Origin of the sequence: Micromonospora sp. NPDC005172 (assembly GCF_040608555.1) — a bacterium.
Classification (GTDB): Bacteria; Actinomycetota; Actinomycetes; order Mycobacteriales; family Micromonosporaceae; genus Micromonospora.
The window spans coordinates 14,336-33,120 of the sequence record NZ_JBEXIL010000062.1; the positions used below are offsets into that span (position 1 = coordinate 14,336).

At 71.8% G+C, this 18,785-nt stretch carries 18 protein-coding genes; 7 read left to right on the forward strand and 11 right to left on the reverse strand.

Translation table 11 applies throughout. From position 1 onward, the window contains the following. Positions 1 to 13 precede the first annotated feature (13 nt). Positions 14 to 685: a DUF6624 domain-containing protein gene (locus ABZV06_RS28520; protein WP_355625304.1), complete on the reverse strand. Its 672-nt coding sequence runs from the start codon at positions 683 to 685 to the stop codon at positions 14 to 16. Between the two features lie 55 nt (positions 686 to 740). Then, the gene (locus tag ABZV06_RS28525) at positions 741 to 1,703 is read right to left on the reverse strand and encodes an AraC family transcriptional regulator (RefSeq protein WP_355248687.1); all 963 of its coding nucleotides are present in this window, start codon (positions 1,701 to 1,703) and stop codon (positions 741 to 743) included. A gap of 372 nt (positions 1,704 to 2,075) precedes the next feature. Between ABZV06_RS28525 and ABZV06_RS28530 the strand changes: the two genes are divergently transcribed. From ABZV06_RS28530 to ABZV06_RS28540, 3 genes are all read left to right on the forward strand, one after another. Beyond that, entirely contained in the window at positions 2,076 to 2,738 is a 663-nt protein-coding gene (locus tag ABZV06_RS28530) for a hypothetical protein (protein WP_355248684.1), read from the forward strand. Positions 2,739 to 2,822: 84 nt separating this feature from the next. Then, the gene (locus ABZV06_RS28535) at positions 2,823 to 4,766 is read left to right on the forward strand and encodes a Xaa-Pro dipeptidyl-peptidase (protein ID WP_355625306.1); all 1,944 of its coding nucleotides are present in this window, start codon (positions 2,823 to 2,825) and stop codon (positions 4,764 to 4,766) included. 186 nt (positions 4,767 to 4,952) lie between these two features. Beyond that, on the forward strand, positions 4,953 to 6,464 hold the full coding sequence (locus tag ABZV06_RS28540; RefSeq protein ID WP_355625308.1) for a phosphoesterase: 1,512 nt from the start codon (positions 4,953 to 4,955) through the stop codon (positions 6,462 to 6,464). A 42-nt stretch (positions 6,465 to 6,506) separates the two neighbouring features. Here the strand turns inward: ABZV06_RS28540 and ABZV06_RS28545 are convergent, their stop codons facing one another. Further along, positions 6,507 to 7,064 carry a MarR family winged helix-turn-helix transcriptional regulator gene (locus ABZV06_RS28545; protein WP_355625309.1) on the reverse strand — a complete coding sequence of 186 codons (558 nt, stop codon included), beginning with the start codon at positions 7,062 to 7,064 and terminating at the stop codon, positions 6,507 to 6,509. A gap of 113 nt (positions 7,065 to 7,177) precedes the next feature. Between ABZV06_RS28545 and ABZV06_RS28550 the strand changes: the two genes are divergently transcribed. The 3 genes from ABZV06_RS28550 to ABZV06_RS28560 are packed head-to-tail and all read left to right on the forward strand — an operon-like array spanning position 7,178 to position 10,659. Continuing rightward, entirely contained in the window at positions 7,178 to 8,770 is a 1,593-nt protein-coding gene (locus ABZV06_RS28550) for an LLM class flavin-dependent oxidoreductase (RefSeq protein ID WP_355625311.1), read from the forward strand. Between the two features lie 39 nt (positions 8,771 to 8,809). After that, positions 8,810 to 9,406 carry a helix-turn-helix domain-containing protein gene (locus tag ABZV06_RS28555; RefSeq protein ID WP_355248671.1) on the forward strand — a complete coding sequence of 199 codons (597 nt, stop codon included), beginning with the start codon at positions 8,810 to 8,812 and terminating at the stop codon, positions 9,404 to 9,406. Next, entirely contained in the window at positions 9,403 to 10,659 is a 1,257-nt protein-coding gene (locus ABZV06_RS28560) for an MFS transporter (protein ID WP_355248668.1), read from the forward strand. The genes ABZV06_RS28555 and ABZV06_RS28560 overlap by 4 nt, the downstream gene beginning before the upstream one ends. 196 nt (positions 10,660 to 10,855) lie before the next feature. Here the strand turns inward: ABZV06_RS28560 and ABZV06_RS28565 are convergent, their stop codons facing one another. The 7 genes from ABZV06_RS28565 to ABZV06_RS28595 form a co-directional block, all read right to left on the reverse strand. After that, the gene (locus ABZV06_RS28565; RefSeq protein ID WP_355625313.1) at positions 10,856 to 11,551 is read right to left on the reverse strand and encodes an alpha/beta hydrolase; all 696 of its coding nucleotides are present in this window, start codon (positions 11,549 to 11,551) and stop codon (positions 10,856 to 10,858) included. A gap of 39 nt (positions 11,552 to 11,590) precedes the next feature. Continuing rightward, complete coding sequence (locus tag ABZV06_RS28570) at positions 11,591 to 11,971, reverse strand: VOC family protein (protein ID WP_355248663.1); 381 nt, start codon at positions 11,969 to 11,971, stop codon at positions 11,591 to 11,593. Between the two features lie 20 nt (positions 11,972 to 11,991). Next, entirely contained in the window at positions 11,992 to 12,465 is a 474-nt protein-coding gene (locus ABZV06_RS28575) for a hypothetical protein (protein WP_355248660.1), read from the reverse strand. A gap of 11 nt (positions 12,466 to 12,476) precedes the next feature. Beyond that, positions 12,477 to 13,751, reverse strand: a complete 1,275-nt coding sequence (locus ABZV06_RS28580) for an LPXTG cell wall anchor domain-containing protein (protein ID WP_355625315.1) — start codon at positions 13,749 to 13,751, stop codon at positions 12,477 to 12,479. An 11-nt stretch (positions 13,752 to 13,762) separates the two neighbouring features. Continuing rightward, entirely contained in the window at positions 13,763 to 14,395 is a 633-nt protein-coding gene (locus tag ABZV06_RS28585) for a SipW-dependent-type signal peptide-containing protein (protein WP_355248654.1), read from the reverse strand. 9 nt (positions 14,396 to 14,404) lie between these two features. Next, positions 14,405 to 15,016: a SipW-dependent-type signal peptide-containing protein gene (locus ABZV06_RS28590; RefSeq protein ID WP_355248652.1), complete on the reverse strand. Its 612-nt coding sequence runs from the start codon at positions 15,014 to 15,016 to the stop codon at positions 14,405 to 14,407. A 230-nt stretch (positions 15,017 to 15,246) separates the two neighbouring features. Next, entirely contained in the window at positions 15,247 to 16,284 is a 1,038-nt protein-coding gene (locus tag ABZV06_RS28595) for an L-dopachrome tautomerase-related protein (RefSeq protein WP_355625317.1), read from the reverse strand. A gap of 249 nt (positions 16,285 to 16,533) precedes the next feature. Here ABZV06_RS28595 and ABZV06_RS28600 point away from each other — a divergent pair, with 249 nt between their 5' ends. Beyond that, the gene (locus ABZV06_RS28600) at positions 16,534 to 18,336 is read left to right on the forward strand and encodes an acyl-CoA dehydrogenase (protein ID WP_355625319.1); all 1,803 of its coding nucleotides are present in this window, start codon (positions 16,534 to 16,536) and stop codon (positions 18,334 to 18,336) included. A 3-nt stretch (positions 18,337 to 18,339) separates the two neighbouring features. On the opposite strand, the gene ABZV06_RS28605 is transcribed toward ABZV06_RS28600, so the two are convergent. Then, the coding region (locus ABZV06_RS28605; protein WP_355625321.1) for a hypothetical protein at positions 18,340 to 18,785 on the reverse strand (446 nt) is incomplete at its 5' end.

The window sequence follows — 18,785 nt, forward strand, 5'->3', positions numbered from 1 at the left end:
CCGCCCCTCGGCGCTAGTTGGCGTCCTGGGCGCAGATCGTGGTCATCTCGGCACGATAGCTCGCAAGTGAGGGCAGGCCGGCCTCGGCGCGGCGCCGTTCGACGTCCGCCTCGTCCCTGATCGGGGTCGCCGGGACGGGACCGTCCGGTCCGCAGCGGATCTGTGTCCCGTACACCTGGGGCTCGCCCTTGGCCGCCGCGACCCGGTCTTGCAGGTACGCGAGGTTGCCCGGCGACGCCTGGCGGGCGGCGACGGCCGCCCGCAGCAGCTCCAGCGCCTCCTGTTGGAAGGCGGGGTCCAGGTCGGAATGCTGGGCGATGGCCCAGGCGGCGTTGCCGCCGTCCTCGCCGACGAGAGCGAAGGTCGGCCAGCCACGGGTACGGATGATCTCCTTGAGGCGGGCGGTCCGCGCCTGGTCGGACTCGGCCTGCGGGGTGCCTTCGCGGTCCGCCTGGTCGCGCTCCAGCATCGCGATCAACTCGTCGTGCAGCGCCTTGTCGAAGGCGGCCGAAGAGGCGGAAACCACGAGGGTGGGTGACGCGGCGGGGGAGGTGGACGCCCCGAGGGTGGGGGAAGCGGGCGGGGTGCCGCCCGCCGATCCGCCGGTCGGCCCGGGCGAGGTGTCGCAGGCGGCGAGGAGCAGGAGGCTCGCCAGCGGGAGGGCGATCCTCGACGGGAGCTTCACGGCATCGATTGTCGTCGGTGCGACGAGGCGCCACAAGGCGCGTACCGGGGCCACCTCAGGCGTGCAACGTCTCGCGGGGCGGCACCCCGTAGCTGGCGTGGTACCGGGCGGTGAACCTGCTGTGGCTGGCGAATCCCCAGCGACTGGCGATCTGCGAGACGGTCTCCCGTCGCGGGTCGGCCCGGACCAGGTCGTGGTGCGCCCGGTCGAGCCGGATCCGGCGCAGGTACGCCATCGGGGTGGTGCCGAGGTGGCGGCGGAAGGCGAGCTGCACCGCGCGTAGGGAGACCGCGGCCGCGTTGGCGATGTCGGCGGCGCTGATGTCCCGGTCGGCGTTCTCCTCCATGAAGCTGACGGCCCGGCGCAGGGTTCCGGTGCTGGCGTCGTGGCGGTCCCGGGCGGTCTCGTCGGTGAACGCCGTGTTGGGAAAGATCGCGAGCGCCGCCGCGGCGAGCATGCGCGCGGCGTTGCCGATCACCAACGGCTGGGCGCTGGCGGTCGGGCTGTCCACGACGACGTCGTTGACGTACCTGGTGGTCCGTCGCCACTGCCGGGCGAGGGTCGCGTCGACGGCACCGAGGTCGGTGAACCGGATCGGGCCGGGTCGCCGGGCCGGCGCGCCGGTCGCCACCTGTCTCAGCACGCCCAGGTCCAGGACGCAGAGTTCCACCTCGCCGGGTTCCCAGCGCAGGGTGAACGGTTCGCCCGGTCGGTTGACGAGGAACACGTCACCGGGGGCGAAGCGGTGGGCCGCCCCCTGGCAGGCGCGGCTGACCCGGGCGCTGCGGGTACGGCCGACGACCAGCCCCTCCATGTCGCCGACCTCGATGTCGAGATGGGCGGTCTGGCCGGTCGTGGCGAGGGCGAACGGCCCGGCGTCGACGCGCCGGTGGACGAGGCGGTAACCGGCGTCACCCGCATGGATGCGCAGGTCAGCCGTGTACGTGCTGGCCAGGAAGTGATGGATGGCCTCGGGGTCGTGACTGTCGAACCCTCGGGTCTGCACTGGTGACGTCATCCGCTGACTCCGTCCGGTGAGGAGACCGCCGGGTGGGGACCAGTGCCGGCGGTGTGTCGGGACGTGGCTGGGCGCACGCGCCGGTGATCGCGGCGCGTTGCCGACCGGGTTCGGCGGTGGTGGCGTCAACAATTCCCAGTAAATCAGATATCCATTGATGGGAATTCCACCATACGGCAGGAGGTGTCGCATCGTTGTCGATCTGTGAATGTGCCGAGCCGACTTCGCTTTTCGGCTAGTCGCGTACGGCGATCCTGCGCCCGCTGTCCTAGTCCGCGCGGCGGCCACAGCGAAATCTTGTTCATGATCTCCCGGGCGTCCCCGACGTCCGGACCACAGCCGGAGATCCGGCCGACAGGCGGGGGTGAGTCGTTGGACAGTACCGATCCGGACCGCGTCGTACGACTGGCGGTGGCCGAGGCGCTGGCGCGGGTGGCGGACGAGGACAGCCTGGGACTGGGCGAGGGCGACGCGCTGATGAGCCTCGGCGTCGCGCTGCGGGAGGTGCTGCGCCGCGCGCTCGACGACCGTGTCCCGCTGACCACGCCCGAGTTCGTCGACCTCTGCCGCGACCTGCGGCTCAACCGTGACTCCTTCGACGTGCTGGGGCACTACCTGCTCACGGCATTGCTGGCCCACCACGTCGGGCCGGACGCCCTGGTACGCGTCGGGACGCTCCTCGGCACCGTCCGGCGCTACCTGCCCGGCGCCCGGCCGCCCGTACGCCGCAACGGCGGCCCCGAGCCCCGGCGGCGCGACCTGCGCGCCGACAACAGCGTCGTGGGCCGCTACCGGCGCGCCAAGCTGCCCGAGCACCTGCCGAACCCGCCGAGCTGGACCTGTACCGGCTGTGGCCGCGAGTGGCCCTGCGCGACCAAGCAGAGCCAGCTGCTCGCCGAGTTCGGCGGGGCGCGTGCCTCCCTCGCCGTCTACCTCGGCTCGTGCCTCGTCGCCGCCGCCCAGGATCTGCCGACGCTGCCCCTGCCGAACGCGCGGCACCGCTTCCTGGGCTGGCTGCCCCGCGCGCGGATCTGACGACGGCGCGTCGCCGTCGGCTCTGGGCAAAGCGACATCGATGCGATGGAATGTCCTGGACGCGTCGTACCTGAAAGGACACCGATGCCGACCGCCCGAACCCGCGCACGGATCGCCGTCGTCCTGGCCGGCCTGCTGGTCACCTCGCTCACCGCCGCTCCCGCCACCGCCGACCCGCCCGGCCGCCGCCCGACCCCACCCCACGTCGTCGGCACCGGCACGGTCCCCGCCTACTCCTTCGCCGACGCGATCCGGGAGAGCGTCTGGGTCGAGACCCGAGCCGACAGCGACGGCGACGGCGTACGCGACCGGGTCGCGGCGGACGTCGTCCGGCCCCGGGAGGCCGCCGCCGCAGGGGTCCGCGTGCCGGTCATCATGGAGGCGTCGCCCTACTACCTCTGCTGCGGCCGGGGCAACGAGGGCGAGTTCAAGGCGTACGACGCCTCTGGTGTGATCGCCAAGGTGCCGCTGTTCTACGACAACTACTTCGTCCCGCGCGGCTACGCCTTCGTCGCCGTGGACCTCGCCGGGACCGCCCGGTCGACCGGGTGTGAGGACGTCGGCGGCCCGCTGGAGGTGGGCAGCGCCAGGGCGGTGGTCGACTGGCTCAACGGCCGGGCCCGCGCGTACACGGCCGATGGGCGGCCGGTCGACGCCGGCTGGAGCACCGGTCGGGTCGGCATGATCGGCAAGTCGTGGGACGGCTCGGTCGCCAACGGTGTCGCCGCCACCGGCGTGCCGGGCCTGGCCACCATCGTGCCGGTGTCGGCCATCTCCAGCTGGTACGACTACATGCGCTACCAGGGGGCGTTGACGTCGACCGACTATCCGGGCTGGCTGCACTCGGACGTCAGCAGCCGCCCCGAGGACGCCTGCGCGACGGTGCTCGCCCGGCTGCGCGCGGACAGCGCCGAGCAGACCGGTGACTACAACGGGTTCTGGGCGCAGCGCGACTACCGGCCGTCGGCGGGACGGGTCCGGGCCAGCGTCCTGGTGGCGCACGGTCTGCACGACCTGAACGTCACCACCGGTCAGTTCGCCAGCTGGTGGCAGGAACTGGCCGAGCGGGGCGTACCGCGCAGGCTGTGGCTCTCCCAGGCCGGCCACCAGGACCCGTTCGACGTGCGACGCGCCGAGTGGGTGGCCCTCCTGCACCGCTGGTTCGACTATTGGTTGCAGGGGCTGCGCAACGGGGTGATGGACGAACCGCGGGTCGACCTGGAGACCGCGCCCGGCAGGTGGACGACGCAGCGGGACTGGCCCGCCCCCGGCACCCGGGACGTACGGGTGCCCCTCGGCGTCGGCGACGGCGTGACCGGCACCCTCGGCGGTCGCGGCGCACGACCGGGCCAGGAGCGGGCGTACGTCGACGAGTCGCTGACCGAGGACGTGGTGGTCGCCGCGCCGAACACCGCGACCGCCGGCCGGCTGGTCTTCCTCTCCGGCACGCTGAGCAGCGCGCTGCGGATCTCCGGCAGCCCGTCGGTGCGGCTGCGCGTCCGGGTGGACCGGCCGACCACCGAGCTGAGCGCCCGCCTGGTCGACTACGGCACCGCCGAGCGAAGCTGGTTCGGGGCGGTGCGGACGCTGGACACCGAGTCCTGCTGGGGAGAGTCCACCGAGGTCGACGACGCCTGTTACCGCGACACCGAGGAGATCACCGAGGTCTCCGACCACGCGGTGCTGACCCGGGGCTGGCTCGACGCCGCGCACCATCGCTCGCTGCGACTCACCACGCCGCTGCGGCCGGACCGGTGGTACACGGTGACGGTGCCGTTGAACGCGTACGACACGGTGGTGCCGGCCGGGCACGTCCTCGGCCTGGTGCTGGGCCAGAGCGACCCGGAGTTCACCGTGACCGACGACCGGGACGCGACAGTCCGGGTCGACCTCGGCCGCAGTGAGCTGGTTGTTCCGGTCACCGGACGGGCCGGGCTGCCCACCGTGGACGTCCCGCCGGCGGTGGTCACCGCACCGGTCGAGCCGTCGACGGCCAGGTCGGCGCGTACCGAGCGGCAGCGGCCCTGACCTTCGCCCGTCGCGGGGCACGCCCCGCTGTCGTCCGGTCACCCGCGGCCGCTCCCCGGCGCGCCCTTCAACGGGCCCTGCCTGGGAGTTCACCACGTGAACGCCCGTCGTACGGCGGACGTTCACCGACCTCTCCGAGGCTTCTTGATCGAAAGAGCATTCGCTTGATCGAGGAGAGGCTCCGACGTGAGAGACAAGCAAGCCGAAGAGGTCGAGCGGGCGCAGCTGTCGCGCCGCAAGCTGGTCAAGTACGCCGGGGTCGGCGCGACGCTGGCCGCCGCCAGCCCTCTCGTGGGCGCTGGTGCGGCGTGGGCCGACGAGGAGGAGCGCCGGCCCGGCGACGACACGGGCGACCGGAGTGGCGTCAAGAACCGGTCGTGGCGCGCGGGTGACCACCACGTCCACTCCGAGTACAGCGGCGAGTTCGACACCACCAAGAGCCCGATCGTCTTCCACAAGGGCGCGGACGCGGTCTACCCGATCGTCACCAATGCCATCATGGCCAAGAACTTCGGCCTGACCTGGGCGATGTGCACCGACCACGGTGGACCGACGCACTCGAAGGTCAACATCGAGCAGGCGTACCCGGACCTGCTGCGCTCGCGCAGGCTCGTCCCCGAGGTGCTCCAGTTCTGGGGCATGGAGTTCGACGCGCCCTCGCTGGACCACCACACGCTGATGATCCCGCGCCACGACGACGAGGCGAAGCAGCTCTTCGAGCTGGAGAGCCGCTTCGCGAAGTACGACGCGTTCCCCACCGACCCGGCCCGCGACACCGAGGCCAAGATGGTGGAGTTCCTCAAGGTCGCCCGGGGCATGCCGCACAAGCCCCTGGTCATCGCCCACCACACGTCCCGCTCGGCGACCGGCCTCGGCGTCTACGGCCAGGATACCCTGCGCGAGTTCCGCAACGGCAACAACGCCGCGCCCGACGTCTACATCGGCTTCGAGGGCGCGCCCGGCCACCAGGCCGGTCCGCTCAACGGCGGCAAGCGCGGCGGGTACGGCAACCACCCCACCTACGGCGGCTTCGACCAGATGACCGCGCGGGTCGGTGGACTGTGGGACTCGCTGCTCGGCGAGGGGCGGCGCTGGTGGATCACCGCGACGTCCGACTCGCACGTGCACTGGACGCGCGGCGGCTCGGACTTCTGGCCGGGGGAGTACAGCAAGACCTACGTGTACGCCCGCCAGGACTACGGCGACATCATGGACGGCCTGCGCAACGGCCGGATCTGGGTGACCACCGGTGACCTGATCCGCAGCCTCGACGTGACCGCCACCTCCCAGGGGCACACGGCCGAGGTCGGCGAGACCATCACGGTCAACCGCCGCAACCGCACCGACGTCGAGATCGAGATCCGGTTCCGCCCGCAGGACGGCGTGAACGGCAACGGGGTCCGTCCCGAGGTCCGTCGCGTCGACCTGATCGTCGGCCAGATCACCGGGCCGAGCGCCAACCTGGACGCCGACACCAACCCCACCACCAAGGTGGTGGCCCGGTTCGGTCCGCGGGACTGGCGTCGCCAGGGACACGACTACGTCATCCGGCACACCCTGCGCAACGTCGAGGCCGACACGTACGCCCGCGTGCGCGGCACCAGCACCGACGAGGCCGAGCCCCTCGCGGACGGGCTGGAGAGCCCGTGGGACGACCTCTGGTTCTACTCGAACCCGGTGTTCGTGCACGTCCGCTGATCCGGGCCCGCCGGCCCACCCCCGTCGATCAAAAGGTTCGCGTCAGGATCCTGGCCTGCGGTGACGCGAACCTCTTGATCGACGAGGCGGGACCGGGTCGGGCCGTGCGTCGGCGACCGCCTGGCAGAGATCACGTAGCGGGTCGACCGCCTGGATCGAGCAGGCGAGGTGTTGCAGCAGGGTCCGCAGGGTCGCCGCGTCCGCCGGCGTCAGCGTGCGCAGCAGGTGCGCCTCCACCTGCCGCAACGCCTCGCGCCGCTGCTCCCAGGCCGCACGCCCGGCCTCGGTGACATCCACCAGTCGGCTGCGCCGGTCGGCCGGGTCGGCCCGCCGCGCGACGAACCCGGGACGTTCGAGGTCGTCGACCAGATAGGTGAACACCGTGCGGTCGATGCCCAACTCCTCGGCGATCGCTCCCTGGTTGCGCCCCGGGTCGGTGACCGCAGCCGTGAGCACCTGATAACCGCGCGGGCCGCCGGGAAAATCGGTCAGAGCATGCTCGGCCGCCCGGACGTAGCCACGGAAGACGATCCCCAGCATCCAGCCCAGATCGTCGTCGAGCGGATCGGGCCGGTCCGGCCGGTGGGTGGCACCCGTCATACCCCGACGATAGCCGAAGACGCAGACCTTGTTGGCAACAGATGTTCTGTCTGACATAAGGTCGGGGCCACGACGCATCGCGGAACGCGGCGCGTACGACAGGAGGCGCCCACATGAGCGACTACGGCCACGACCTGGTCTTCGGATCGTTCACCACACCCGGCAACGACGATCCGGACCGCACGGTCGGGCTCGCCGTCCTGGCCGAGCAGGTCGGATTGGACCTCGTCACCTTCCAGGACCACCCCTACCAGCCGCGCTTTCTGGACACCTGGACGCTGCTGAGCTTCGTCGCCGCCCGCACCGACCGGGTGCACCTCTCGGCGAACGTCACCAACCTGCCGCTGCGCCCGCCCGCCGTACTCGCCCGCAGCGTCGCCAGCCTCGACCTGCTCAGCGGTGGTCGTGTCGCGCTGGGTCTCGGCGCGGGAGCGTTCTGGGACGCCATCGAGGCGATGGGCGGCCGGCGGCTGACGCCCGGGCAGGGCGTACGGGCGCTGGAGGAGGGCATCGACGTCCTCCAGCAGATGTGGGACGCCCAGGCGCGCGGGGGTGTGCGGGTCGAGGGCGAGTTCCACCGGGTGGTCGGCGCGAAGCGCGGACCGGCTCCGGCCCACCCGGTGCCGATCTGGCTCGGGGCGTACAAGCCGCGCATGCTCGCGCTCACCGGTCGCCGGGCCGATGGCTGGCTGCCCTCGCTGGGCTACCTCGAACCCGGTGACCTGGCCCGGGGCAACAAGATCATCGACGATGCCGCCCAGGAGGCCGGCCGCTCGCCCGAGGACGTCCGCCGACTGCTCAACATCTCCGGCACCTTCTCGTCGGCAGGTGGCGGCCTGCTGCACGGGCCCGCCGAGCAGTGGGTGCGGGAGCTGGTCGAGGTGGCGCTGGGCGACGGCATCGGCACGTTCATCCTCGCCACGGAAGACCCCGACGATCTGCGCCGGTTCGCCGGTGAGGTGGCCCCCGCCGTGCGCGAACTGGTCGCGGCCGAGCGTGACCGTGCCGCCGCGTCGGTGCGTACTCCCGCCGAGGTCCTCGCGGCCACGCAGCCGGCGGCGGTCGTCGCGCCCCCCGCGCCGCTCACCCGCGCGCGGGTGACCGCCGGCGCCTTCGCGGTGGTGCCGACCCCGGACGACGGCCGGCGGCTCAGCGACCGGCAGGTCTGGGACGAGGCGGCGCGCCCCACCGGGCCCGCCCCCGATCCCGCACGCACCTACACCGCGCACGAGCAGGCCACCGGTCAGCACCTGGTGCAGGTGCACGACGGGCTCCGCGGGGAACTGGCGCAGATCCACGACCTGATCGAGCAGGTCGCGGCCGGTGAGATCGACGCCGGCGCGGCGCGGTCGCAGATCAACACGATGACCATGCGGCAGAACCGGTGGACGCTGGGCGCGTACTGCGAGTCCTACTGCCGCATCGTCACCACCCACCACACCATCGAGGACCAGGCGCTCTTTCCGCGACTGCGGCGGGCCGACCCGCGGCTGCGCCCGGTCGTCGACCGGCTGGAGCAGGAGCACCACGTCATCCACGACGTGCTGGAGGGCGTCGACAAGGCGCTGGTGGCGTACGTCGGCGCGTCGGACGGGCTGGCCGAGCTGCGCGCGGCGGTGAACCTGCTGACCGACGCCCTGCTGTCGCACCTGAGCTACGAGGAACGGGAGCTGGTCGAGCCGCTGGCCCGCCTGGGGGTGAGCTGACCCGTTGCGCCGGAGAACCTGAGAGACTACTTTCGAAACATGTCTCTCAAGAATCCGTACGGGGATTTCGAGATCACCGAGCCGCAGGCCCTGCGGGCGCTCGCGCATCCCGTCCGCCTGGCCATCCTCGACCGGCTGCAAAAACACGGTCCGTCGACGGCCACCGGCCTGTCGCCGCACGTCGGGGCCACGCCGTCGGTGGTGAGCTGGCACCTGCGCCACCTCGCGACGTTCGGCCTGGTCACCGACGCCGACGGGAGCACCAGCAAGCGGGAGCGCTGGTGGCAGGCCGCCGCGCGCGGGTTCCGCTTCAGCCTGCCGGACGACCCCGAGGGGCAGGCCGCAGCTCGGCAACTGCGCGGCGAGATGTTCGCCCGCTATGCCGAGACGCCCCAGCAGTGGCTGTTGCAGGAGGAGCCCCGACTGGACGACACCTGGCGCGCGCTGGCCGGGGTGGCCGACACCTCATTCATCGCCACTCCCGACGAGATGCGCCAGCTGGAGGAGGCGATCGAGGAACTGCTCGCCCCGTACGTGCGGCGCAAGGACGATGACGCGCCCCCGGCCGGGGCACAGCTCGTGCGGATGCTGCGCTACCTGCTGCCCGAGGCCGCCGACGACACGTCCGCGTCATGACCGCCGTTGACGCCCCGACCGCACCGGCCCTGCACCGGGACCGACGCTTCCGCACCTTCTGGATCGGTCAGACGATCACGGCGTTCGGCGACCGGATCAGCGAGCTGGCCCTGCCCCTGATCGCCGTCGCCCTGCTCGCCGCGACGCCCGTGCAGGTCAGTGTCCTCACCGCGCTGATCTGGCTGCCCAACCTGCTCGGCCTGTTCCTCGGCGCGTGGGTGGACCAGCGCACCCACAAACGCCGACTCCTGGTCATCGCGGACCTGGTCCGCGCTGTCGTGCTGCTCAGCCTCCCGGTGGCCTACCTGTTCGGCGCGGTGACCCTCACCCAGCTCTACCTGGTGGCGCTGCTCACCGGCGCCGGGGCGGTGCTGTTCGCCCTGGGCCAGCAGGCGTTCTTCGTCGCGCTGGTACCGCGCTCGGCGTACGTCGACGCGAACAGCAAGCTCAGTGTGAGCCGGTCCCTGTCGTTCATCGTCGGGCCGGCCGTCGGCGGCGGGCTCGTCCAGGCGCTCAGCGCGCCGGTGGCGATCCTCGTCGACGCGGTGTCCTTCCTCGCCTCCGCCCTGCTGCTGCGTCGCATCCCGGTCACCGAGCCTCCGCCGCCACCACGGCAGACGTCCACGCTCGGCATGGTCCGCGAGGGCATGGCGTTGGTGCTGCGCCACCCGGTGCTGCGCGCCGCGCTCGGCTGCACCAGCACCGTCAACTTCTTCACCTTCATCGCCTCGGCGCTGCTGGTGCTCTACGCCAACCGTGAACTCGGCCTGTCGGCCGGCGCGATCGGCGTCGCGTTCGGCATCGGCGCGCTCGGCGGCCTGGCCGGCGCGGCCCTGGCGCCCCGCGTCTCGCGCGCCATCGGGCTCGGCCGCACGGCGATGATCGGTGCGGTGGTGTTCCCCGCCCCACTGGCGCTCACGGCGTTCATCGACGGTCCGACCTGGACGAAGATCGTCATGCTGGCGGTCATCGAGCTGGTGTCCAGCGTCGGTGTGATGCTGATGGACGTCAACCTCAACGCCCTGCTCGCCGCCGTCACACCCGACGACGCGCGCGGTCGTCGGGCCGGTGCGTACAGCGCCGTCAACTACGGCATCCGGCCGCTCGGCGCTCTGGTCGGCGGTGCGCTGGGCACCACGCTCGGGCTGCGGCCGACCCTGGTCGTCGCCGGACTGGGCGGCACGCTCGCCGTGCTGTGGCTGCTCGCGTCCCCGGTGCGCCACATCCGGAGCCTCGACAGCGTCACGCCGTGACCGACCGGGCCTGGCCGTCGCTCCGCTTGTGCCGCTCCTGAACTGGCCGTCGCCCCGCTTGTGCCGCTCCTGACCGGAGGCACCTACCTCCCGAAGCGTGATGCCTGTGAGTCATCAAGATGACGCACAGGCATCACGCTCATCGCACCGACAGCCCCCGAGCCGACCTCGGCGGCGTGCCGGCACCGGTCGCCGGTCAGCTCGCCTCTGCCGCGAGCAACGCGGCCAGCTCGACGGGCTGCGAGAACATCGGCCAGTGCCCGGTGGCCATGGTGACGAGCCGCCAGCGCTCGCTGTCGAGCAGCGCCGCCACGACGTCGTTGGGCTCCGGCCCGTCGAGCAGACACTTGACGTACGTCGTCGGCAACTCGCCCAGCGGACGGGCCAGCACGGCCGGTTCGGTAAGCGTGCGGCCCGGGTGCGGGGTGGCGCCCTTGACCAGCCGCGCGATCTGCTCGTCGGTGAGCCCCTGGCCGTCGAACTCGGCCGCGTCCAGCGGCGCCCAGTCGCCGCCGTTGTCGGCGAGCACCGACTCGAACGCCGCCTGGCCCTGCCACCAGCCGGACGCGAACGACCCGCCGTCGACCGGCACCTCCGCGTCGAGGTAGACCACGCGGGTCAACCGGTCGCCGATCCGCTCGGCGGCCTGCCCCACCGGGATGCCGGAGTAGCTGTGCCCGACCAGGACCACGTCGCGCAGATCGCGTCGTTCGATCTCACCGACGATGTCCTGTACGTGGGTCTGCTGGCCGGCCGGCACGCCCTGCCTCTCGGCGAGACCGGACAGGGTCAGCGGAACAGGCCGGTGGCCGACCGCCCGCAGGCCCGGCACCACCTCGTCCCATGCCCACGACCCCAGCCACGCGCCCGCCACCAGCACCAGATCAGCCATGGCCGGAACCCTACCGTCGGCCCCCGACAGCCCGGCGCGTCACGACCAGGTCCGGGCCTGGGCGTCGAACACCTCGGGGGGACTCTCGACCGGCAGGACGCAGAGCAGGTGCCCGCCGGGCGCCCGCAGAATCCGACACTCCAACCACTGCGACACCTCGGTGGCGCCCAGACCGACCAGTCGAGCGGTCTCCGCCGCCACGTCGTCGGTCTCGATGTCGAGGTGGTAGCGCGGTGCGTCGTCGACGGCCTGGACGGCGGTGACCAGGCCCGGCAACGCCTCGTGCAGACCCACGAACTGCGGCTCGGCCGGATTGGACCGGGTGCCGACGCCGAGCGCCGCCGACCAGAACTCCGCCGCCCGCGCGGCCTCCGCCTCGGGCGCGTCGATCAGCAACGCGTACACACGGCTTCGATGCATGCGAGGCAGGATATCGACGTCTACGGCACGCTGCAGAAGTAGAGCACCGCCGTCAGCATGCCGACCGATCCGGTGACCTGGGTCGACGTCCAGCCACCCGGGCCGTTCGCCACCAGGCGGAAGGTGCCACTTCCGATGCCCAACAGTCCGCCCGGGATGGTGACCGATGTGGCGGTCGGGCCGAGAGTGCCGCCACCGGAGAAGCTGCCCGTCAGCGACCAGGTGAAGCCGCTGCGCGTCAGACCGCCGGCCGGCAGGGTCCAGGTGAAGGTCGGCGGGGTGAGCACGCCCGCGCTGCACTGGAGGTTGGTCGGTGGGTTGACCGTGCCGGCCTGGAGCGAACCTCTGCCGTACTCGGTATCGGTCCAGGAGGCCAACGTCGACGACGGCGGCCCCAGCGCGACGACCGTCCCGGCGAGCACCAGGGCCAGGGCGCCCGCGACCCAGCGCCGCCGGGCGTGACCGGTCCGCTGACGCCGCGGCGGAGTCGACATCCACGAGGGCCTCACTGCTGCTTGATCCTGATCCGGTGCCGACGCGTGACGAGCATGAGCAGCAGACCGCCGAGCAGCGCGCCCGTGCCGGCGAGCACCGGTGTCCGTAGGTTCGTTCCGGTACGCGGAAGCGGGCCGACCCGGCCGTCCGCCGAGGCCTGGTCGCCGGAGCCGGTGGCCATGACGACCAGGTCCGCCGAACCCGAGGCGGTGGAGTTGGCGAGCAGGCTCGCGGTGACGAGCACCCAACGCTGCTGGTCGGTGGGCATCGAGCTGAGGGTGATCGAGTGCGCGGCGAGTCGGGTGGCGGGACCGTCGGCGAGAACCTGTTCTCCCCGGCCGTCGGGGCAGGCACCCCGTACCCACCGCATCGCGCAGATGGCGGCCATCACCTGGAGTCCGTCCGGATCGGCCGCGAGGGGTCCCCGCGCCGACAGCGAGATGCTCACCGTACCGGGCTGCCTGGTCTGTGCCAGAACCCCCACCTGCCAGGGCACCGGCTCGTTCGGCGTCATGTTCGACATGCGATCGCGGTCGCCGACCGAGATCAGGGTGAGGTGTCGACTGCGCGTGACGTCCTCGGTTGTGTCCGCGCGTGCCCGGCCGGGCGTCGCCAGGACGGCGGCGGCGACGCCCGGCAGCACGGCCAGTACGACGAACAGGCGCCCGACGGTCGAGTCACCTCGGGGCGTCGCGCCACTGGATGAAGGGGGGACCCCGGAACCTGGTCCGGCCTGGTCCGACCGCGACGGGCTCGATCGCCGACGGCTGGTCCGCCGCTCGGGAACGCGTGGCCAGAACGCCCAGGTCACGATCGCGGCCGTCCCGATCGTGATCGCGCTCATCGCGTACACGTTCGACACCGTGCGCACCGCGTACCCGAGCCTGGGCACCGACCACTCCACCAGCCGGACGCTTGTCACCGTGTAGGGCGCGGCGTCGTTCGACTCGTTGGCGTCCCCGCGCAGGGTGAGCGAGCGGGAAGCCCCTTCGCCAGCACCGATGTCGACGACCCGGTGGGTGATCGGCGGCAGCGGCGTGCGGTCGACGGTGACCACGTCGCCCACCCGCACCTGCGACGCGGGAATCTCCCGCACCACCGCCAGCGATCCGGCGGGGATGGTCGGGCCCATCGATCCGGTCTTGAACAGGATGAGTGAGATGTCGAAGAAGAACGCCAGCGGGACGAGGACGACGCACACCGTCCCGCCGACGGCGAGCACGGTCAGCGCCAGGTCACCGATCCGGGCGAGGACGCTCTGCCGTCGACCCGCTCGTCCCATCATGTGCAGATCCCTTACGTCGATGTGGCAGTGAACAGCCAGGTGACGGCACCGCTCGTGCCCTGGTACGCGTTGCTGGCTCCGGACTGGATCCGCACCTCGAAGCAGAACCGCAGCTGCGGCGTCGCGCCGCTCGGCACGGTGATGGTGGACGAGACCGGGGCTCCGGGCACCGAGGTGACGGCCAGATAGCCGGGTCCGACGATCCACGTCGGCGTACCGCTGAAGGCGGCGGCAGCACACGTGGTGCTGGTGCTGGCCGTCCGCACGGCGCGGTACTCGAGGGCGGGCAGGAGGGCACCTGCGTCGTTCGACGAACTCGTCAGCGCGACAGCGCCACCGACATTCGTCGTCGATGTCGTCCGGATGTCGAGGAAGGCGTAGAAGGAGACCGTCGGGGACATCGCCGTCGCGGAGAATGCCAGCGTCGCGGCGTTCGCCGCCGGAGTGTGGCTCCCCCAGGCGCTCGATGCGGTCTGCGACTCGGTGCCGAAGACGCTTGCGGCGAACGACCCGGTGCCGTACTCGCCATCGGTCCACGCGGCGAGCGTGGACGTCGTTCCCAGTCCGAGAACGAGGGCGCCGGCGAGTACGGCACGGGTGCGACGGAGCCGTGGTCGTCCGGTCGAGGTCCGACGGCTGACCACGGCCGCCACCTATACGGACGTAGCCAGGAGCTGCCAGGTCTGCGTCACCGACGTGCCCTGCACCAGGGTGCCCCCCGCCGTGACGACGAAGCACAGGAAGGCCGGAGCGCCAGCTGTCGTGGGAGGGGTGCCCTGCGTCAGGTTGAACGACACCGCGCCGGTCACCGAGTTGAGCGCCGTGCCCTGCGCGACGATCCAGGTCGGACTCGTGGGTGTCGCGCTGCAGTTGGCGAAGGCCGGAACGGTCGCGATGCCGTAGGTGAGGCCGACGAACGCGGGCGGCGCGGGGGTGGCCGACGCCACCGTGACTGTCGCGTTGTACGTCGTGGCGGCCGTCAGGCGGACGGCGAACGGTGCCGCGACCACGCTGCCCGGGCTCATGCTGTCGAAGCCGGTACTGAAGGTCAACGCGGCCGCGGTGCCGGCGGTGGGGTGCTCGGCGTAGGTGGTGCCGTTCGTGCTGCCCTCCATGCTGAACGTGCCGGCCGTGAACGTGCCCGTGGCGTACTCCGAGTCGTTCCAGGCCGCGAGGGTGATCGTCGCCCCGAGGCCCAGGGCGATCCCTCCCGCCATGATGGCCTTGAGCTTGCGACGACGTCCTCGACCGCTCGATTCAGTCATTGCCGTTCCTGTCGGTTCACTCAACTTGTCCTCCTGGGTACAACGCGATGGGTTGTCCTGGGCCGGTGACGACGGCGCAGCGGTGATCGGACCGGCTGCCGCCGCCTTGGAACCGACAATCAGACAAAAACGTACAGAACGGTCGCTGTTACGCAAGAACACGGTAAACACCCAGCAAGAACAAAAGTTGTGAAACGGGCGAATATCCCAGGGCTGCGCCGGGGCGTCGCTCAGGCAGTGCCCAGCGGCGGCGGGACGGCGTCCACCGGCATGCGGTAGACCTCGACCGGATAGTCGACGGCCGAGTGCCCACCGTTGAGACCGGCGGTCAGGTGCAGTTGGGCGGCCGGCATCCAGAGCTGGCCGTCGGTGTCGAGCCACATTGCGTCCACCCACGACAGGCGGGGGTCGGCGACCAGCGTGCGAACGCTGCGGTCCGGTGCCAGGGCGAGCACGCGTCGCCGTTCCACGTCGCTGACGTAGATGGTGCCGAGCGCGTCGATGGCCGTGCCACCGGTGCTCGGCGTGTCCCACCAGGGCTCGACCCGTCGGGCCAACTCCGCGGGCGACAGCGTCGGGTCGTCCAGCCAACGGGTGCCGATCCGGGACATGCCGCCGGAGGCCGGCTGGTAGTACAGCCACCGGCCGTCCGGCGACACCTCCAACTGGTCGGCGTGCAGGCACACCTCGGCGCCGGAGGGATCCCGCAGCGCCCGGCCGTCGGCGACCACCGGCCCGCCCACCGTGCTCGGATGTCCGTCCAACACCCGCCGGCACCGACCCGAGTCGAGGTCCAGCACGACGAGGCCGGGTGCGCCGGCGTCGGTGAGGTACGCGGTTCCGTCGTGGAACCGGACGTCGTCGATGTAACTGTCGGGGCGTACCGCCGCGTCGAGGTGGTGGATGCGGTCCACCCGGTCGCGGTCCACGTCGACGACGATCAGCCGCGGGCCACCGGGGACCTGCCGGGCACCGAGCTGGGGCGCTCCCGAATCGACGATCCACAGCCTGCCGTCCGGGCCGGCACGCAACCCGTTGACGTGGACGAACGCGCCGTCCGGCGACTGGTCCGGACGGTTCCACGTGGCGTCCGGGTAGGGGTTGCGACCGCCGTCCGGTAGCGCCTCCGCCACCTGCACGCCCGGCCCGTCCGCGGACGGGTAGCTCACGAAGACCCGACCCCGCAGGGTGGTCACCCCCGTGCACACCCGATTCTCGGTGAGCGCCGACGTCAACCGAGGGTCCTCCTCGGTGGGCAGCAGCGGCATCGGCCCGCTCCTCACGCGCCCGGCGGCGTCTCCGGCTCCCGTCGGTGGCCGACCGGACCGGTCGCCATCGACGCGGTATCCCCGGGCCGGACCTCACGAAACGCCAGCTCGTGCCCAACGCCCACCTGGCGCGGCTCATCGGCCGCGACGACGGCGGTAGTGTCCGCCCGGCCGATCCGCCAGTATGGGCCGGGGCGACGCCGGGCCGCCGCCCGCACCGACACACCCCTGCGCCCGCCGAGGAGTACCGTGCCATCCACCCTGCTCTCCCGCCGTGACCTGGACTTCCTGCTGCACGACTGGCTACGGGTGTCGCATCTCGTCGAGCGCCCCCGCTACGCCGAGCACTCCCGGGAGACCTTCGACGACGCCCTCGACCTCGCCGAGCGGGTGGCCACCGACCAGTTCGCCCCGCACAACCGGGCTGCCGACCTCGCCGAGCCCACGGTCGAGGGGAATCGGGTGCGGACGATCCCGCAGATCGAGGCGGCGCTGCGCAGCTTCGCCGAGACGGGCCTGCTCACGGCCGGGATGGACGATTCCGTCGGTGGCCTGCAATTGCCGCACGCCGTCGCCGCCGCCTGCTTCGCCTGGTTCCAGGCGGCCAACGTGGCCACCTCCGCGTACCCGCTGCTGACCCTGGGCAACGCCAACCTGCTGCTGGCACACGGCAGCGCCGAACAGATCGACACGTACGTGCGGCCCATGCTCCAGGGGCGGTTCTTCGGCACCATGTGCCTCTCCGAGCCGCACGCCGGCAGCTCGCTGGCCGACATCACCACCCGGGCCGAGCCGCGGCCGGACGGCACGTACCGGCTGTTCGGCACCAAGATGTGGATCTCCGGTGGTGACCACGAACTCGCCGAGAACATCGTCCACCTGGTGCTGGCACGGATACCCGGCGGCCCGCCCGGGGTGAAGGGCATCTCGCTGTTCGTCGTACCCAAGGTGCTTGTCAACCCGGACGCCTCGCTCGGGGAGCGCAACGACGTGACGCTGGTCGGGCTCAACCACAAGATGGGCTTCCGGGGAACCACCAACGCGCTGCTCAGCTTCGGCGACGGTGGCCACACCCCCGGCGGTGAGCCGGGCGCGGTGGGCCACCTGGTCGGCGCGCCCCACCAGGGGCTGGCCCAGATGTTCCACATGATGAACGAGGCCCGGATCGGTGTCGGGGCCGGCGCTACCGCGCTGGGCTACACCGGCTACCTCAAGAGCCTGGCGTACGCCCGGGAACGGCCGCAGGGCCGACCGGTCGGCGCGAAGGACCCGGCGACGCCGCAGGTGCCGATCATCGACCACCCCGACGTACGACGGATGCTGCTGGCGCAGAAGAGCTACGTGGAGGGGGCGCTGGCCCTGGTGCTCTACTGCGCCCGGCTGCTCGACGAGGAGAAGACCGCGCCGACCGACGCGGACCGCGAGCGGGCGCACCTGCTGTTGGACGTCCTCACCCCGATCGCCAAGAGCTGGCCGTCCCAGTGGTGCCTGGCGGCCAACGACCTGGCCATCCAGGTCCTCGGCGGCGCGGGTTACACGCGTGACCACGACGTGGAACAGCACTACCGCGACAACCGGCTCAACCCGATCCACGAGGGCACCCACGGGATCCAGGCGCTGGACCTGCTGGGGCGCAAGATGACCATGCGCGACGGCGCGGGTCTGCTCCTGCTGGCCGAGACGATGGGCGACACCGTCAGCCGGGGCCGTCGGGCCGGGGGCGAGGTCGCCGAGCTGGCCGACCGACTGGACGCGGCGGCACGGCGGATCGTCACCGCCACCCGGTCGCTCTGGGCCGGCGGGGACCAGGTGCTCGCCCTCGCGAACGCCAGCGTCTACCTCGAGGCGGTCGGGCACGTGGTGATCGCCTGGATGTGGTTCGAACAGGTGCTGGCGCTGCCGTCCGAGGAGAGCGGCGACCCCTTCCACGCCGGCAAGCGGCAGGCCGCCCGCTACTTCCTCACCGTCGAGCTGCCCCGCACCGGGCCCCAGTTCGACCTGTTGGACAGCCTCGACCGCACCGCGCTCGACATGCGCGCTGACTGGTTCTGACCGTCACCGTCGACGGCCCTGGTGGTTCATCGCCTGCCGCCCCTTGACCACACCCAGGATGATCACGATCACCAGCGCGATCAGACCGATGATGATCAGCCAGCGGACGGCCTCGAGAATCAGCCCGAGCAGAATCAGCACGCCAGCCACCACGCCGACGACCCAGAGCAGGGCACGCATCGCGACCTCCAGTAACCCGGCCGCGACGCGAGATGCGGCGACCCCGGGCCCCACCTTCCCGATCCCGCCAACCCCAAACGCCGCCCCCGCCGCTCCACCCCCGCGATCTTGCACTTTCGGTGCCGACAGAAGGGGACCGGTGGGACATAACGCCGACAGAATCTGCAAGATCGGCGAGCACGGTGGGGCGGGACCGCTGAGCACCACCGCGAACTCGAACGCCTCGGGACGGAAATCCGCCGCGGCCCGCGTCGCGTAGGCCTCGTCCG

Bases quoted from the DNA above. Each gene is read 5' to 3' on its own strand.
- ABZV06_RS28565 (WP_355625313.1), bottom strand. From the start codon at position 11,551: ATGGCTGATCTGGTGCTGGTGGCGGGCGCGTGGCTGGGGTCGTGGGCA.
- ABZV06_RS28575 (WP_355248660.1), bottom strand. From the start codon at position 12,465: ATGTCGACTCCGCCGCGGCGTCAGCGGACCGGTCACGCCCGGCGGCGC.
- ABZV06_RS28595 (WP_355625317.1), bottom strand. From the start codon at position 16,284: ATGCCGCTGCTGCCCACCGAGGAGGACCCTCGGTTGACGTCGGCGCTC.
- ABZV06_RS28550 (WP_355625311.1), top strand. From the start codon at position 7,178: ATGAGCGACTACGGCCACGACCTGGTCTTCGGATCGTTCACCACACCC.
- ABZV06_RS28570 (WP_355248663.1), bottom strand. From the start codon at position 11,971: ATGCATCGAAGCCGTGTGTACGCGTTGCTGATCGACGCGCCCGAGGCG.
- ABZV06_RS28580 (WP_355625315.1), bottom strand. From the start codon at position 13,751: ATGATGGGACGAGCGGGTCGACGGCAGAGCGTCCTCGCCCGGATCGGT.
- ABZV06_RS28535 (WP_355625306.1), top strand. From the start codon at position 2,823: ATGCCGACCGCCCGAACCCGCGCACGGATCGCCGTCGTCCTGGCCGGC.
- ABZV06_RS28525 (WP_355248687.1), bottom strand. From the start codon at position 1,703: ATGACGTCACCAGTGCAGACCCGAGGGTTCGACAGTCACGACCCCGAG.
- ABZV06_RS28545 (WP_355625309.1), bottom strand. From the start codon at position 7,064: ATGACGGGTGCCACCCACCGGCCGGACCGGCCCGATCCGCTCGACGAC.
- ABZV06_RS28560 (WP_355248668.1), top strand. From the start codon at position 9,403: ATGACCGCCGTTGACGCCCCGACCGCACCGGCCCTGCACCGGGACCGA.
- ABZV06_RS28590 (WP_355248652.1), bottom strand. From the start codon at position 15,016: ATGACTGAATCGAGCGGTCGAGGACGTCGTCGCAAGCTCAAGGCCATC.
- ABZV06_RS28555 (WP_355248671.1), top strand. From the start codon at position 8,810: ATGTCTCTCAAGAATCCGTACGGGGATTTCGAGATCACCGAGCCGCAG.